Origin of the sequence: Amazonocrinis nigriterrae CENA67 (genome assembly GCF_016056305.1) — a bacterium.
GTDB classification, from domain to species: Bacteria; Cyanobacteriota; Cyanobacteriia; order Cyanobacteriales; family Nostocaceae; genus Amazonocrinis; species Amazonocrinis nigriterrae.
Genome location: NZ_JAECZC010000009.1, coordinates 147,919 through 161,935, shown reverse-complemented (window position 1 = coordinate 161,935; position 14,017 = coordinate 147,919). Strand labels below are relative to the sequence as shown.

Genomic DNA, 14,017 nt, shown 5'->3' with positions numbered 1-14,017 from the left:
GAACTTCAACACTCAGTAATGAGTAAATTAGTCCAAAAAAATTTTTACCTTTGACTTTTTTTTGATTTGGTTGGGAATGCTAGATTAACAAGTACTTCCCTAAAGCAGTACTATCGCAGTCATACCTAAGATTTCACAAGATTCGTTAATGGGAGCTGTAAGCCACTGTGAGCCAAACTGACACACCCGACATCCAAGCTCTCTCTACAGAAGTCTCGCAACTGCGGCAAGAGTTGCAGCTTCGTGATCAATTAGTGCAACAGCTTTCTCAAGAACTCTTCCGGCTAGTGAAGGGCAATACTAATTTTATGCCCCAGCGAGCTGAGCCTGATATTGATCTAAGTCAGTTGCAGGCATTGCGAGAACAATTACAAGCTGTTGAGCAGCAAGTTACGTTCTATCAAGAACAAATTACTACTCGTGATGCTGAAATTTACCAACTACGGCAGTCAGTACAAGAACTAACGGATCGCAGTCGGATGTTGGAGCAAGTAGTACAGGAGTTACCTCAAATTTATCGCCGTAAGTTTGAGGAACGCATGATCCCTGTGAGAGAAAAAGTGGCAACACTACAACGGGAAAATCGCCAACTCCAGGCAGAACTACAGAGTGTGAGTTATCGTTTGGCACTAAAAACCCGTACTGCTAGTCATAGTGGTATTGACTTGCCAAACTTTCCTCGCCCAGCATCTGGCCAAAGTCATATTTCTACTGTACAAAATGCATAAAGCTACAAGTTGCTTAATGCTAAAAGCATAGTTTTAGCCATGAAGTTGGCAAACGCAAAAGATACTATCTATTTCTACAAATACAGCCTTAGCTAAATCAAAAACAAGCTCCACATCCGCGTTCGTTGCGGCGGTGTGGGATGAATTTTTGGGTGATGACGAATTGACTCACAACCAATTTAAACCTACGGTTTGACAGGCACAGAGAGGGTCGATATCGCGCTACCGACGCTCCTACGTCGCTATCGCGCTTCGCTAGCATCAATGCAGTGGCTGCAATCTGCGGCTTTTTGCAGAAGGTTTTACAGCACTCAGCACTTTGCTGTACAATAACAGTTAGGCAAAGGATATATGACTCTACCGAGCAGGGTAACACACTGGACATTAGCTGTAGTGAGTATTTTTGAATTCTGTCTGAATAGATACTTGGTGCAATTTAGGTTGCAAATAAATTAATTTTGCATTGACCTGCTTCGGCCATTTTTTATTGCACCAGCGCTTTACAGCCAGATTATTTATCTGTGATTCTTACTGCTGCACTACAAAGCTATTGTTGGATCTGAGACTATTATTTTTGCGATCACTAAATTGAGCCTGCTAGCACTAGAACGCCATTACTTTTAACAGTAAGTTAAGACTAGGTAAAAAACAGAAATGTTTTCTGCTTTTAGCAGTACAAACAATCTCTATCAACCCAAAAATTAGCTGGCTAGTACTAAATTGTTATCCTTAACCGTATTAACAATATCATCGTAAGTATTAAAAATTTCAAATACCGAGTCCAGTTGAGTGAGTTCTAAAATTAACCGTACAGGGGCTTTCACGTTGCAAAGAACTAAGCGACAACCACTTTGACGCGCAGTTGTTAAACCTTTAACCAGTGGAACTAATCCAGAACTATCCATAAAATCTACCTCTGCCAAATCAATAACCCAGAGTTGATGAGGCTGGGGTACTGTTTTAGCCATCTCTTCGCTCAAAGCTATACCACCCTCCAAGTCTATGCTTCCTTGGGGCTTGAATAAAACCACTTGCAATTCTTGTGAGATAGTCATGTATTTAACCAGGTAGTTGAAGCACTCAACAAAAACAAAAATTTGGCATATATATTGCCGCAATTAAACTGTCAAAACTACTGCATTATTCACATATTTGAGAATTAAAAGCGAAGTAGTTGAAACGGCTTGCTTCAGTATTTATGCCGTATAATTTATGTTAGCTTCCATAAATATAGGCATAAACGCCTAAGAATTTTAGTATCAAAGATATCTTTTACAAGATTTTTATATTTAACTGGCATTTTTATAAATTTTTTATAAAAACTTTTTGTATTGTTACTACAATTATGTGCATGTGGTATTAACTGTTGAGCAGTTAATAGTCAATACTCAATAGGTAATAAATAATAAATGTTAACTATAACTTAAGTTATAGACTATGATCTCTATGTAGCGGCTTGATTGACACCCTAGTCACAACCGAGTCAAGATATAAAAAAGTAAAAAATTGTAAAGGCGGCGGTGCGGGATGTCTCTCGATCTGATTTCACTAGAAAACATCCAGGATTTTGCCCATCAGTATGGTTACTGGGCAATTTTTTTGGGAATTTTGCTAGAAAACTTGGGCATTCCCCTTCCTGGTGAAACTGTGACGTTAGTAGGCGGATTTCTAGCTGGTAGTCATGAACTAAGTTACTGGTTAGTTCTGAGTGATGCCGTTGCAGGTGCTGTCATCGGCGGTGCTATCGGCTATTGGATTGGTAAACTTGGCGGCTGGTCTTTCTTGCTGCAAGTAGGCAAACTATTTCGGATTTCTGAAGAAAGATTGCTAAATATTAAAGAACAATTTAGTCAAAACGCTGCTAAAGCAGTATTTTTTGGTCGATTTTTCGCATTACTGCGAGTTTTTGCTGCCCCACTGGCTGGGATAGCTGAAATGCCCTTTAAAAAATTCTTTTTGTATAACTTAGCAGGAGCAGCCACTTGGGCTAGTGTGATGGTGACATTAGCTTTCTTTGCTGGCAGAGTAATCTCTTTAGAACAATTAGTTGCCTGGGTTAGTCAATTTGCGATCGCTGCCTTGCTAATCCTCGTGGTCTTGATTGTTGTTCCTCTGTGGTTAGAAGCCCGCCAAGTTAAGCGTACAGCAGGCGAGTAGTTGAGAGTTAGGAGTTAGGAGTTAGGAGTTAGGAGTTAGGAGTTAGGAGTTAAGCTGAAAATAACTTCCTGGAACTTTTACTGCTCGTATTTGTAACTATAAACTCCTAACTATAAACTCCTAACTATAAACATTTAATTTCCAGCTTGCTGTGCCCAAATACGAGTCGGTAGCCCCCAAACGTAGATAAAGCCTTCTGCTGCCTTATGGTCAAATTGGTCTTCGGCGCCGTAGGTTGCCAAATCAGGGCTATAAAGTGAATTGTCGCTCCAACGCCCGACTATGGAGGCGTTACCCTTAAAAAGTTTTACTCTTACGGTTCCTGATACTCGCTCTTGTGTCTTTTGAATAAAGGCATCCAGTGCGCTTTTGAGTGGACTGTACCATAGACCGTTGTAGACTATTTGGGTGTAAGTTTCTTCAATACCGCGCTTGTAATGGCTAACATCTGCTGTTAAAGTCAAACTTTCTAAATCCCGATGTGCTTGAATTAGCACTAACATAGCGGGCGATTCGTATATTTCCCGCGATTTGATTCCCACCAAGCGGTTTTCTATCATATCAATCCGCCCAATGCCATGATTTCCTACCACTTGATTGAGTTGTTCAATGAGTTCAACTGGGTTTTTGGCTATACCGTTGATTGTGGTGGGAATACCTCTATTGAAACCAATTTCGATATACTCTGGATCGTTGGGAGTATAAGCGATCGCTTTGGTCATCTGATAAATTTCTTCTGGTGGTTCTGCTGCTGGATCTTCTAGTACACCAGCTTCGATGCTACGACCAAGTAAATTCTTATCAATGCTGTAGGGAGAAGATTTTTTAACAGGCGCTGGAATGCCAAATTTTTCACCGTAGGCAATGGTTTCCTCACGACTCATCCCCCATTCTCGCGCTGGTGCGAGTATTTTGAGATGGGGATTTAGCGCGGCGCAGGACACGTCAAAGCGTACCTGATCGTTGCCTTTGCCAGTACAACCATGAGCAATGGCATCAGCACCGTATTTTTCGGCAGTTTCTACTAATATTTTGGCAATTAGCGGCCGGGCAAGGGCAGTTCCTAGGGGATAGCGATTTTCGTAGAGGGCATTAGCTTGAATCGCTCCAAAGGCGTAATCTTTAACGAAGCTATCTTTCACATCCGCCACCAGGGATTCACTTGCACCTGATTTGAGAGCTTTTTCTCGAATTGGCTCTAATTCATCTCCCTGACCTAAATCTGCTGCTAGTGTGATTACTTCTTCTACACCCCACTCATGTTTGAGGTAAGGAATACAAACTGAGGTATCTACACCGCCAGAATATGCCAGGACAACCTTTTTGGCGCGACCCATTGGTTTCTCCAGTTAGGAAAACAAAGAATGAGTCATTATTATATCTAACTAATACACTTCGTAAATAAACCCCAAACCCCCACCCCACAGGTTTTTTAGTTGAATTGACCAGTGTGTTTAATTATTTTTTGCAAAAAATAGCGATCGCTAGTGCTGTAGCGTTGTGGTGGAAACACCAGAAAAAAGCTAGCAGCTTGTTGTTAGACATCACTTGCTATCTGCTACTGTATATAGTACATTTTTACTAATAAGAGAAATCCTGATTGAATTATCCCCCACTGATCAGGTGGGGGTTTTTTTAATGAGGGGCATCCCCCAATAGTTAAAAATCAAGCTTTTTTGGACTATTAACTATTGACTATTGACTGCCTCAACTCAAAATTTATGACAATGTGCCTCAGTCCTAGAGAACTTAATAGGTTTTTTGCTTAAATCCTAATACTGTGTGACCAGCCATTATTTACTTTGTAATACTTAATATTTGAGAAACTAACAATTAGTACTACATGTAATTGTGATCTTCAGTACATCTTTTTTTGGATGTATTGTGTAAACTCGATCTACTGAAAAAGATTGCTACAAAATTTATGAAAATTCGAGTGCCAAGCACTAGGGATACTAGTAGCCTGCCAAAAAGATTTTGACAGGCACAGGGATTGGGTAAGGGGAAAAGGGGCGCATGTTTTTAATTTCTTTCCCTTTCCCCTTTTCCCTTTCCCCGGTCTCCAAGAGTCAAAATTTGCGTGGTGAACTACTAGTGCTGCTGTGGTATTGGCCTGACTGAAAATTTGGTTATTTCATTGCTTGTAAAGCAATTAGTTAGATTCCTACAAACAAGTTTAGTTGCCAGGAAAGCATTCCTATAGAGAAAAAAGCATATGAGCAAAAAAGGCAAGTTTCGTTTAGGTGCATTTATTCAAGCCACAGGACATCATGTTTCCGCCTGGCGTCACCCTGATTCACAAGCAGATGCGGGTCTGAATTTCGAGCATTACAAGGAAATTACCCAGACAGCCGAACGCGGCTTGTTCGATGCAGTTTTTTTGGCCGACAGCCCAGGAGTTTGGGGCGGCGCTCCAGAAACTCAGAAACGCAATGGTAAGCTTGCCCATTTTGAGCCAGTTACCCTCTTCTCAGCCTTGTCCTCAGTAACCCAAAACATTGGCTTTATTGCTACCGCCTCGACTACCTATGAACAACCCTACACCCTTGCACGTAAGTTTGCCTCCTTGGACTACCTAAGTAACGGTCGGGCCGGGTGGAATGTAGTCACTACAGGTAATGAGAATGCTGCTCTTAATTTCGGCTTAGAGCATCACCCAGAACATAGCCAACGTTACGAGCGAGCTGAAGAGTTTGTGGAAGTGGTAAAAGGACTATGGGATAGCTGGGAAGACGATGCCTTTATCCGTGATAAAGAATCTGGTATCTATTTCGACCCAAATAAATTGCACGTACTCAACCACAAAGGTAAACATTTTTCTGTCAAAGGGCCTTTGAACGTTGGTCGTCCGCCCCAGGGCTACCCAGTAATTGTTCAGGCTGGAGCTTCCGAAGCCGGACGGGACTTAGCTGCCCGTACTGCCGAAGTAATTTTCACTGCCAATCAAACCCTAGCTGATGCCCAAGAATTTTATGCTGATGTTAAAGGCAGGCTGGCGGAATATGGACGTTCCCCAGACGATCTCAAAATCATGCCTGGCGCTTTCCCTATCATTGGACGTACCGAAGAAGAAGCTCAAGAGAAGTATGAATTCCTGCAATCATTGATTCATCCCGATGTAGCCTGGGGTATTTTGAAGAACTATTACAAAGGTGTCGATCTGTCGAAATATTCTCTAGATGATGTTGCACCCGAATTACCCAGCGACACCAACACCAATAAGAGTCGCCTCAAACTAGTTAGAGATTTGGCAACTCGTGGTACTCTGACGCTGCGCCAGTTGTATCTGTCTCTTGCTACAGCCCGAGGTCATCGCACCATACTTGGTACTCCCGAAACCATTGCCGACCAGCTAGAGGACTGGTTTAACAACGATGCAGCAGACGGCTTTAATATCATGCCGCCAATTCTACCGACAGGATTAGATGACTTCGTTAACTTAGTCGTTCCCGTCCTCCAGAAACGTGGACTATTCCGTACCGAATATGAAGGCAGTACCTTGCGTGAAAACCTGGGGCTGCGCCGTCCAGGCAATCGCTTTGCCGCTAAACAAGTAGATGAGAGGTTGGTTTTGGCGTAAATAAACTTTTCATATCTGCCAAAGAGATATGCAGACATGAAAAATTATCAGCCATAACAAATCAGCAATGTGCCAGCCTGAAAAATTTTTCACGGATGCTTAATACATACCTGTTAAAGCCCACTTTCTGTAGATCACCGCCCTACAGAACTTGAAAATCGTTGTCATTAGTCATTTGTATTTACAAAGGACAAATGACCCTTCGGATTCGCCAGTTGTTCATGGAGGAAACGCCCAAGACCACACTGGCTCACCAATGACAAAGGATAACCACTAGCAGCATTAGATGCTTGGAAAAAAGTGTGATTTTTTAAAGGAAAAAAACATGACTGAATATAGCCGATTGAAGACCTCACCATCCGCCGCAGTCAGAGCAACCCTTGATTATCCAGTAATCGATACTGACGTTCACACCAACGATTTCACGCCGGCTCTTGAGGATTACATCGCTAACTATGGCGGTGCAAAACTCGTGGATGAATTACGTAAGACAGAAGCTTCTCGTCTGAACTCTAAAGTAGGGGGTAAGGACTGGTATCAACAAACTCCTGAAGAACGTCAATACAACCGCACAATTCGATCGCCTTGGTGGGCTAGAGTTACCCGTAACACCTTGGATCTTGCTACTTATACCCTTCCTGCACTACTCTATGAGCGTCAGGCAGAGCAAGGATCAGACTATTCGGTGCTGTTTCCCAACAATGTCCTAGCACCGACTGGAGCAAGCCCAGAGAACCGTCAAGCACTGCAACGTGCAGTTAATCACTATCATGCTGATATTTATCGTAAATATAGCGATCGCCTGACACCGGTAGCTGGCATCTTGATGAATACTCCTCAAGAAGCCATTGAAGAGTTAGAGTTTGCCGTGAAAGTACTGGGGCTAAAAGTAGCTAATATTCCTGGTGGCGTAAAACGTCCAATTAAAGCGATCGCGGAAAAATATCCAGCAGATAAATACTCTGAAATCGCCAAGTATGCTTCTTATATAGACTTCTACGGGTTGGATAGTGAATACGACTACGATCCTTTCTGGGCTAAGGCCGTCGAATTAGGCGTACCTATTACTACTCATTACGGCAGTCAAGGTTGGACTGGACGCTCTTCCATCAGTAACTACATGAACAACCACATCGGTCACTTCGCCGATGGTTCACAAGCATTTGCGAAAGCCTTGTTCTTTGGCGGTGTTACCAAGCGTTTTCCACAATTGCGTGTAGCCATGCTTGAAGGTGGTTCAGATTGGGGTGCCCACGTCTACATTCATTTAGTAGATCGCTTCTCCAAGCGCAATATCAAAGCACTGCAAAATTACAACCCAGCATTGACAAATTCTGATGAGTTGTTCGAGCTGTTTGAACGCTTCGGTGGCGAAATTACTCAAGGGTATTCCCTCGGCAAAGAAGAATTAACCAAGACTGTACTAGGTTCTTCATTTAGCCGTCATAGCCGTGCGCCTATTGGTAGCGAATTGGAAGATTTTGCAGCCGCAGGTATTGAAACAATCGAAGACATCCGCGATCGCTGGGTGAACAGTTTCTTCTTTGGTTCCGAGTCCGACGACCGCACTATCGCCGCAGCATTCAACGATAAAGCCAATCCGTTGGGTGTCAAGATCAACGCCATTTATTCTTCAGATGTTGGTCACTGGGATGTACCCGACCTCACCTCCCCCTTGGCTGAAAGTTGGGATCTAGTGAAAGAAGGCGTGATTTCCGAAGCGGACTTCAAGTCCTATGTATTCGCTAATCCTTACAAGTTTTATACCCAAGCCAACCCCGACTTCTTCAAGGGTACAGCCATTGAATCCAAGGTAGCTAACATCGAATCTTCACAAGTCGATAAGAGCTTAGTAGTAGCGTAAAAGTCTGGGGTAGGGGAGCAGAGGAAAATAAATTTCTATCCCCAATCTTTAGGAGTCACGATTATGCCCGTCGAACAACGCTCATACGACACCAGCAATGGTTCCTTGCCTTATCTTTTCTCGCTTGCTTCAGATGATGCTAATAAACCAGCGCCTCTAGTGCTGTTTCTGCACGGAGGACGCGATCGCGGTACTGATCTGAATGTGCTGTTGAAATGGGGCCTACCTCGTTTTGTAGATTCATCTAACTCGTTACCTTACTTCTTCGCTGCACCCCAGATTCTTGAAGGACAAACCTGGGTGGAGCGAGAGTCAGATGCGATCGCTTTACTCGATAATCTCATCGCCTCCCACCCTATCGATGCATCGCGTGTGATCTTGGCTGGGTTCAGCTTAGGTACGGCTGGGGCTTGGCATATCGCGGCTTCCCATCCTGGTCGCTTCGCTGGTCTAGTAGCAGTGTCGGGTCGTGTGCCCAAAACATTAGAACAAAACCAACTAGCTGCACTCAAGGAAATTCCCATCCAGATATTCCAAGGCGGACAGGATAAAAACCTTTCCCTTGAAGATGCACAGCATATTGTCGATACTTTGCGCGGACAAGGGGGGATAGTAGATTTGGCAGTGCTGCCTGAAGGCGATCATTTTATTGCAGATGAGGTATACGGCGATCCGAAATTGCAACAGTGGCTGGTTTCACAAAGCCGTCGCACTTCTGTAGCTGTTTAAGGGAAAGATGCGGGGACATCTTGATTCTCCGCGTCTTTGTGTCCTCTTACCCTTGCCCTTCTATTAACTAATAACATGACGTTACCAACTACTAAGCTCGGTAAAACCGGATTGACCGTTTCGCGCCTCTGTCTCGGTACCATGACCTTCGGATTGCAGACCGATGAAGAAACTTCCAGAGTCATCCTCGATACCGCCGCTGATGCTGGAATCAACTTTCTGGATACAGCCGATGTTTATCCCCTGGGCGGCGGGCTTAGCACTGTTGGACGTACCGAAGAAATTGTTGGGCGCTGGCTCAAAGGCAAACGCGAACATTTTATCCTGGCTACTAAGTGTGTAGGTCGAGTCGGCCCTGCCTCTTGGGATCAGGGTGCTTCGCGTAAACATATTCTTGATGCAATTGATGCTTCCCTCAAAAGGCTGGAAACCGATTATGTTGATCTGTACCAATTACACTCTGATGATGCATCAACGCCCCTTGATGAAACCTTAGAAGCACTGGATACGGTGGTTCATGCTGGCAAAGCACGCTACATCGGAGTTTCTAATTTCTTAGCCTACCGACTCAGCCGCGCCTTGGGTCGCGCTGATGTGCGAAATCTAACTCGCTTTGTCTCGATTCAGCCCCGCTACAATCTGTTGTTCCGCGAAATTGAGCGAGAACTATTACCACTGGCGCAAGAAGAAGGACTGGGTGTAATTCCATACAATCCTTTGGCGGGTGGTCTACTCACGGGTAAACATAGTCTAGCTCAAGGGCCTACATCAGGCACTCGTTTCACCCTGGGTGCTGCCGCAGAACACTATCAAGAACGCTACTGGCGCGATCGCGAATTTAATACTGTTGAGGAATTACGCACAGTGGCGGATCTGGCTGGATTGTCGCTCACTACCCTAGCAGTGGCTTGGGTTCTGGCCAATCCAATTGTCACTGCCCCCATCATTGGCGCTAGTCGCCCAGAACAACTTGCCGATACCCTCAAGGCTGTGGAAGTCAAACTTGACAACAATTTGAAACAAAAACTAGACGACCTCACCGCGGAATACCGCAGGGGAGATTCTCTGCGTTAGGGACTGGGAAGCAGGGGAGCAGGGGAAGCAGGGGAGCAGAGGAGCAGAACAATAATTCTTTCCCTTTTCCCAATACCCAATGCCCAATGACCCATGCTCCATGCCCAATACTTAAATTTTTTGTAAATGACAACCAGAATTAGTTCAAATCAGAAACATCTCATGGATAAATTAGCTATGATTAAACGCCGTCGTTTTCTCAATGTTGCTACATCAGGTCTGTGTGGTTTTTCTATGGCATATATGTTAGGAAGTTGTAGCCAACAAAGCCAACAGAATGTGTCAAATAGTGCTACTGCTAATCTAAATTCCCTCGCTATAAAAACTAAAGTTCTACGGATGGGATACCAAAGTGCGGGGGATTTGTTCAGAAATCGCAAAGTTTTAGAGAAACGCTTGGAACCACTGGGGATTAAGGTAGAATGGGCGCAATTTGTCCAAGGCCCCCAGCTGATGGAAGGAATGGCTGCGGGAAGAGTTGATGTGGGATCAGTGGGAGAAACGCCACCAATTTTTGCCCAAGTTGCTGGATCAAAGCTTGTTTATGTCGTCGGTACACAAAGAAACCAAAGGACAGGAAAAAGTAGTGTGATTGCCGTACCTCCAGAGTCTCCACTCAAAAAATTTGAGGATATCAAGGGGCAAGAAGTTTATTTTCAAAAAGGTTCGGCATCGCACTATTTTATTCTCAGAGCCTTGCAATCCATTGGCTTAACCATTAAAGATATCAAAATCAAAAGTATACCGACCATTGAGGCACGCGCTGCTTTTCTTGAAGGTAAAATTCCCGTTTGGATGACAGGCGATCCTCACTACGCGATCGCTGAAAAGATGGGCAGAATTCGAGTCCTTAGAGATTCTGTTGGGCTAGATTCTCCTGGTGGCTATTATATTGCTGAGAGAAAGTTTGCCCAAGAAAACCCAGGTTTGCTAAAAATTATCATTGAAGAGCTTCAAGACCTTGATAAGTGGGCAGAGACACATCGAGATGAAGTAGCTAAATTGATGATTACTGAACAAAAGCTTGATGAGGATGTGGTAGCAAGGGTGATGTCTCGTCGTACTTTTGTAGGACGCAGAGGTCTAAGTCCTGCACTGATCGCAGAACAACAACGTGTAGCAGATTTGTTCTTTGAAGCAGGTGTAATACCAAAGGAAATTAACATTCGAGATGCGTTACTACCACCTGATGTTTATGCTGCAATCACACCACCAGAAATTATGGTCTAGTAATGTATTGAGTGGTGAGAAAAAACAGATAAATTTAGCATTGTAATGAGGGATAAAACAAACCTAAGGTAGAAATTTAGATTTACTGAATTTCTACCTTAGCAATGATTTTTATGTCAATTTTTATTAAATTACAAATAGTATTAAAATTTAAACATAATGTTCGTTTGGTAGCTTGATCAAGTAAATAATAAAGAGATATCATAAAAGTTTTAAAACTGGAAATGCTAAGTATGCTATTAAAAAACTAATCATGAAAATTATATTAATCTTAAAAAAATGGATAATTTATTGTTTGGAGTTTCTTAATTACAAATTACAAATTGGTGTTACTCAGTCCTCTATTTTTATTTTGCCCAGAAGCTAAAATTATGCTACGAGATCGACTTTCATGAGGAAAAAGGCTAGCCAATCCAAACCCTTTAAACGTGCTACTGATGCGCCCAATTTACCAGCTACTCCATTCAGATTCATTTGTTATTTTGTCAGTTATTTCCGATGGTGGTATGTGGCTATGGTTATCCTGGAAGCGCTCCATGCCATCTGTGGCATCATGTTACCCTATGCCATTGGCGAGATTATGCGGGGTGTAACTCGCTCTACCGGCGACAGCAGGTCAATCCTCGAAGCAGTAAGCCAACCCCTAATGCTGTTCGCGGCTTTAAGTATCGGTGAGGTGTTATTCGGTCGTTCGTCAGGACTCTGCCATACTATTCTCCATCCTCTCCACCGTCAGCACGTCACTAAATCGTTGTATGCCTACTTGCAGTATCATTCTCACCGCTACTTAAGCAGCAGTTTTGCTGGAGCGTTAGCCCATCGCATCACCGAGACTTCTATGGGTGTCACTCAGACACTGGCAATGCTGATTAACGAATTTATGCCTGTTGTGATCGTGTTTGGAGTCTCTACTGTTTTGCTTTCTCACGCTCATCAAGGACTTGCTATTTTCGTGGGAATATGGGCGGTAGTATTTATCAGTATCTCCTTTTGGCTGGCTACTCGCTGCCGACCTTATGCACGCCAAGCCGCAGCCGCCAGAAGTAAGACAGCAGGCATAATCGTTGATTCTGTGACAAATCTTAGCAGTGTGCGGTTGTTCGCTCGTTTGGGTTTTGAAAGACGATATCTGAATGAACAATTGGCGCAAGAACTCCGAGATGTGAGAAAATCCAACTGGTATTCTGAGCGAGTCCGCTGGTTTCAGTTTATATCGGCAGCAGTACTAAAAATAGGCACGCTGTATTACTCACTCTCACTTTGGAGTAGTGGACAGATTGCTGTTGCTGACTTTGTGATGGCTACTAGCCTTTCACTGTTAATCATTAGTGAAGCACGCAATTTGAGCCGACGCTTTTTAGAATTTTTTGAACATATTGGTAATGTCGCAAATGGTGTCTTCACTATCGTTCAACCCCACGAACTGATTGATCGGGATAGAGCGATCGCACATTCAATCACCAAAGGTCGCATTGAGTTTCGCCGAGTGCATTTTAGCTACTCGGCTGGAAAAAAAGTGTTTGAAAATCTTTCTGTCACCATTCAACCGGGTCAGCGTGTGGGATTGGTGGGCTTTTCTGGTTCTGGAAAATCCAGCTTCGTCAATCTGATTTTGCGTCTGTTCGACCCACAATCAGGGCAGATTTTGATTGATGGGGTTGATGTTAGAGATATGACTCAAGATGCCCTACACGCCCAAATTAGCTTGATTCCTCAAGATCCTTCTCTGTTTCACCGGACGCTGTTAGAAAATATTCGTTACGGGCGACTGGATGCAACCGATGAGGAAGTAATCGAAGCAGCAAGCAAAGCCTATGCTCACGACTTCATCGCCCAGATGAGAGAGGGTTATGATTCTTTGGTGGGTGAACGGGGTGTCAAACTGTCGGGAGGTCAAAGACAGCGTATTGCGATCGCCCGCGTCATCCTCAAAAATGCACCCATCCTTATCTTAGATGAAGCCACCTCCAGCCTTGATTCGATTACGGAAAAAGCAATCCAGGATACCTTAGATTTAGCGATGAATGGGAAAACGGTGATCGTCGTAGCTCATCGCCTGTCAACCATCGCCCACCTAGACCGCATTTTGGTATTCGACCAAGGTCGCATTGTCGAAGATGGCACTCATACTAAACTGCTGGCACTCGGTGGTGCTTACCACAGGTTATGGAGAATGCAAGCAGGTGGATTCCTACCTGTAGGGGCTTAATGAGACTCAGTTAAGCTGAAGAGTAGGTAGCGTAAGAGGAGCAGGGGAGCGGGGGTGCAGGGGAGCAGGGGGGAAGAAATTGTATAGCAGGAGGTAAAAGTCTGACTATTCCTAGCTTTCACGTTTTCAAAATGTCTGCTCCCCATGTGACTACGGCTGTACTACTTCAAACTGCTACTTAGTATTGGGATATCAAAATAGAGGGGGAGGAAGCGAGCAACACTCGCTTTCTCCCCCTCTATAATTATCAGACTGCTGTATAAAGGATACAAACCATAAAAAAGCATCCCCGAAAGAAAAGCTGAAAATTAGCTATAGTAATACTTTAAAAACTTCCGACACAACTAAAAGGGAAATATAAAGATAATGAAAGAAGAATGAGCATGTCTTTTCAAGTTTGTCAAGTTTAAAAATATACTTGTAAGTAATACTAAATCACTGAAAAC

The 14,017-nt window shown here is 43.7% G+C and carries 11 protein-coding genes; 9 read left to right on the top strand and 2 right to left on the bottom strand.

Annotated elements, in window-relative coordinates; all coding sequences use genetic code 11:
* Nucleotides 1-167 precede the first annotated feature (167 nt).
* The gene (locus I8748_RS07790) at nt 168-728 is read left to right on the top strand and encodes an Npun_F5560 family protein (RefSeq protein ID WP_096558442.1); all 561 of its coding nucleotides are present in this window, start codon (nt 168-170) and stop codon (nt 726-728) included.
* Between the two features lie 701 nt (nt 729-1,429).
* Here I8748_RS07790 and I8748_RS07785 read toward each other — a convergent pair.
* Complete coding sequence (locus I8748_RS07785; protein ID WP_096560279.1) at nt 1,430-1,783, bottom strand: STAS domain-containing protein; 354 nt, start codon at nt 1,781-1,783, stop codon at nt 1,430-1,432.
* A gap of 472 nt (nt 1,784-2,255) precedes the next feature.
* Here I8748_RS07785 and I8748_RS07780 point away from each other — a divergent pair, with 472 nt between their 5' ends.
* Nucleotides 2,256-2,885 carry a DedA family protein gene (locus tag I8748_RS07780; protein ID WP_096558443.1) on the top strand — a complete coding sequence of 210 codons (630 nt, stop codon included), beginning with the start codon at nt 2,256-2,258 and terminating at the stop codon, nt 2,883-2,885.
* 134 nt (nt 2,886-3,019) lie between these two features.
* On the opposite strand, the gene I8748_RS07775 is transcribed toward I8748_RS07780, so the two are convergent.
* A complete protein-coding gene (locus tag I8748_RS07775; RefSeq protein WP_198124054.1) occupies nt 3,020-4,222 on the bottom strand; it encodes an argininosuccinate synthase in 1,203 nt (400 codons plus the stop codon).
* A gap of 113 nt (nt 4,223-4,335) precedes the next feature.
* On the opposite strand from I8748_RS07775, the gene I8748_RS35630 reads away from it, so the two are divergent.
* The 7 genes from I8748_RS35630 (at nt 4,336) to I8748_RS07745 (ending at nt 13,571) form a co-directional block, all read left to right on the top strand.
* Nucleotides 4,336-4,470, top strand: coding sequence for a hypothetical protein (locus I8748_RS35630; RefSeq protein ID WP_263975723.1), 135 nt, complete (start codon nt 4,336-4,338; stop codon nt 4,468-4,470).
* A 630-nt stretch (nt 4,471-5,100) separates the two neighbouring features.
* Nucleotides 5,101-6,465 carry an LLM class flavin-dependent oxidoreductase gene (locus I8748_RS07770; RefSeq protein ID WP_198124053.1) on the top strand — a complete coding sequence of 455 codons (1,365 nt, stop codon included), beginning with the start codon at nt 5,101-5,103 and terminating at the stop codon, nt 6,463-6,465.
* A gap of 325 nt (nt 6,466-6,790) precedes the next feature.
* Nucleotides 6,791-8,329 (top strand): amidohydrolase family protein, encoded by a 1,539-nt coding sequence (locus tag I8748_RS07765; RefSeq protein WP_198124052.1) that lies wholly within the window; start codon nt 6,791-6,793, stop codon nt 8,327-8,329.
* Between the two features lie 63 nt (nt 8,330-8,392).
* Nucleotides 8,393-9,058, top strand: coding sequence for a carboxylesterase family protein (locus tag I8748_RS07760; protein ID WP_198124051.1), 666 nt, complete (start codon nt 8,393-8,395; stop codon nt 9,056-9,058).
* 75 nt (nt 9,059-9,133) lie between these two features.
* Nucleotides 9,134-10,132 carry an aldo/keto reductase gene (locus I8748_RS07755; protein ID WP_198124050.1) on the top strand — a complete coding sequence of 333 codons (999 nt, stop codon included), beginning with the start codon at nt 9,134-9,136 and terminating at the stop codon, nt 10,130-10,132.
* Nucleotides 10,133-10,309: 177 nt separating this feature from the next.
* Entirely contained in the window at nt 10,310-11,362 is a 1,053-nt protein-coding gene (locus I8748_RS07750) for an aliphatic sulfonate ABC transporter substrate-binding protein (RefSeq protein WP_198124080.1), read from the top strand.
* Nucleotides 11,363-11,753: 391 nt separating this feature from the next.
* The gene (locus I8748_RS07745) at nt 11,754-13,571 is read left to right on the top strand and encodes an ABC transporter ATP-binding protein (protein ID WP_198124049.1); all 1,818 of its coding nucleotides are present in this window, start codon (nt 11,754-11,756) and stop codon (nt 13,569-13,571) included.
* Nucleotides 13,572-14,017: the final 446 nt, after the last annotated feature.